Here is a 2713-nt window from a genome sequence, read left to right as displayed (position 1 = left end):
GAATCGTGTCTGTGGTTGGGTCCTGGCGCTACCACGCAGGACCCACAGGGCCTAAAAGCGTGGGAGCGAGGAGGGTTTTGCGACAACCGCCTTCGCGACGATGACGGTCGGGGGGGTGTTTTGCCCTTTTGCGACACCCTCCTTCGCGGGAAAGACGGCAGTAGTATAAATCGGCATTTAAGACCTTTTGCAACACCCGCCTTCGCGGGAAAGGCGACAGTGGTATAAATTGCCATTTAAGACCTTTTGCGACAAGCTCCTTCGCAGGAATGACGATGCACGAGTATTTCCTGCAATACCACTACCCTAATAGCTATAACCATTTCGCCCCTCCCTTCTGGACACTGTTAATTGCACCCGATGCCTACAGCCATGAATGTTCTGAATCACTCTTCACTTGATCAACTATCCTGAACAGTCCTGTTGCTTTAATTATAAGGCTTCTGTTGTGCATGGACCATTTGAACATCTTGTTCTGGAAATGGCTGTTATTTTTGGTGGTGCTTCATTACTGGGTACGCTGTTTGTCTGGTTAAAACAGCCCATCATCCTGGCCTATATCTGTCTGGGTATGCTGGTTGGCCCTTATGGCATCAGTATTGTAGTAAATGACGGTCATATTGATGCCATTTCTACCATGGGCATTATCTTTTTGATGTTCCTGCTTGGCTTGCATCTTCATCCCAGAAACCTGCTCAGACAACTGAAACAGACGGCATTGGTTACCTTTATCTGCCTGAGTGTAACCAGCGTTATGATCTGGGCAGTGCTGGTATTACTTTTTGACTTCCCTCAGATTGAAGCCGTCATTGCAGGTCTGGCCCTGGCATTTTCCAGCACTGTCCTCAGCCTCAAGCTGATCCCCACAACGACGCTGCATCATAAAAGAACCGGTGAGGTGATGATCAGCATTCTGCTCTTTGAGGATATTCTTGCCATCCTGACCATCCTGGTTCTCTACAGCAGCAATAAGAGTGGTGCTCATATTGATGCACTGCTGCTACCACTGAAAACCTGTGTATTTGTTCTTGGTGCCTGGTGTTTTGTCCGTTATGTTCTGCTGCCCCTGATGACCCGGTTTGACATTATTCCTGAATATATTTTTCTGGTGTCCCTTGGCTGGTGTCTGACGGCTGCCCAGCTGGCAGAATCCTTTGGCTTATCCCATGAAATTGGTGCCTTTATTGCCGGTGTCAGCATAGCCACTTCACCTATTTCACTGATTATCGCAGAAGGGCTGAAACCGCTCCGGGAGTTTTTCCTGATTCTGTTCTTCTTCTCAGTGGGCGCTCAGTTTGATCCGATCCTGAAAGGCCATCTGTTACTAGCTATTCTATTAACGTCAGCCATCGTATTAATCACCAAACCCTTGCTATTCAAATACCTTTTGAAACACCTGGCAGGAGAGCGTAACGACAATGCCGGAGAGATGGGATTACGCCTGGGCCAGAGCAGTGAGTTTTCTCTGCTTCTAGCCTATGGTGCCCTGACTGCCGGACGAATCCATCAGGAAACGGCACTGCTGATTGAAGGCGCGGCCATCCTCACATTTATCGTTTCCACCTACCTGGTGGTATTTCGACTGCCGACGCCAATTTCACCCAGTAAAGAGTTGAGAAGTGATTAAGGCCGTTGTCCGCTATCCGTGGTCCGAAAAAGCGCAAGCGGGTCCGGCTTTTTCGGACCATGGACCACGGACTACGGAAAATGCAGTGGCATTCCACACCCCCGGTAACGCCTGCCATCAAACTGAATAGTCGCTGTGATGGGATAGGATTCATCAACCATGGTGTCATCACATGGTTTCCCTTCGAGGATAATGGTTAGAGCATGACCACCAGCACTGGCTTTGTATTCTGTGGTGCGTGTTACTGCATTGCTGACGGGCTCTGCCGCTGGAAAAGTGTAACGGTCCTCACCATAGTTCGTGATAAACACAATCTGTTCGCTGTTTCTGATCTCCAGAGTCCAGCCTGGCTCATTGCCAACCGCCCTGAAATCCACACCCCGGAGCTTTGCAGCTTCCCAGATGGTTTGCTTTCGGTTCACCCGGCATTGTTTATACGCTTTGCCGTTATACGCCAGCAGAGCTTCATCTTTTGAACTCCAGTAAGTGACCTTGCCATTACTGAATCTGGCGCCAGATGCAGAGACCACTACCGGTAGCCTGACCGTTTCACCCGGTAGAAACACCCGGGCACTTACTCCTTCAGGATCACCCTCAACACTGGTGGTAAAGTGAAAGCCATTTTCACAGTCATAGGCCAGAGTCACCGCCGGGTGCCTCTCTTCTGAAGAAATAGCGGGTTTATCTGCTGCCCCTTTTTTCCCCGACTGCTTTTCTGACAAGGCAGTACAGCCTGTCAGGACTACCGCACTCAACACTGTTATACCTGCTGTAAACTTTGCGCTTCCGAAGAAACAACTCATGCTTAACAGACTCCATGGTAAGTAATTTGTAGCACCAACAATGGCAGGGTGTAACTCTCCGAATAATAGGGCTCCTATTGATATCAGGCAAAGGTCTGTCTTGATACTTCAGATTTTGGCTAACGCCAAAAAGTGAGATCGCTTAGGATTTGTAATTAAATAACATCCTAAATAGGAAAATTCTGGCTCTTTTGAAAAATGAGTGGGTAGATATTTCTCCACTGTCATTCCGTACAGGGATTGTACGGAATCCACCAGGCAGGGATAGCCAGCTGGCAGAGCG

The 2713-nt window shown here is 48.8% G+C and carries 3 protein-coding genes; 2 read left to right on the top strand and 1 reads right to left on the bottom strand.

What is annotated here, in order from left to right:
* Nucleotides 1–275: 275 nt before the first annotated feature.
* The gene (locus tag RM811_RS05515; protein WP_402521613.1) at nucleotides 276–401 is read left to right on the top strand and encodes a hypothetical protein; all 126 of its coding nucleotides are present in this window, start codon (nucleotides 276–278) and stop codon (nucleotides 399–401) included.
* 47 nt (nucleotides 402–448) lie between these two features.
* Nucleotides 449–1627, top strand: coding sequence for a cation:proton antiporter (locus RM811_RS05510; protein ID WP_402521611.1), 1179 nt, complete (start codon nucleotides 449–451; stop codon nucleotides 1625–1627).
* Nucleotides 1628–1698: 71 nt separating this feature from the next.
* On the opposite strand, the gene RM811_RS05505 is transcribed toward RM811_RS05510, so the two are convergent.
* Complete coding sequence (locus RM811_RS05505; protein WP_402521608.1) at nucleotides 1699–2382, bottom strand: MliC family protein; 684 nt, start codon at nucleotides 2380–2382, stop codon at nucleotides 1699–1701.
* Nucleotides 2383–2713 lie beyond the last annotated feature (331 nt).

Source organism: Endozoicomonas sp., assembly GCF_031844845.1.
Taxonomy (GTDB): domain Bacteria; phylum Pseudomonadota; class Gammaproteobacteria; order Pseudomonadales; family Endozoicomonadaceae; genus Endozoicomonas.
The sequence above is the reverse complement of the archived record's forward strand: the minus strand, read 5'-3'. Positions and strand labels throughout refer to the sequence as shown.

Excerpts from the sequence above, each read along its gene's own strand:
- RM811_RS05515 (WP_402521613.1), top strand. The coding sequence starts at position 276 with ATGCACGAGTATTTCCTGCAATACCACTACCCTAATAGCTATAACCAT.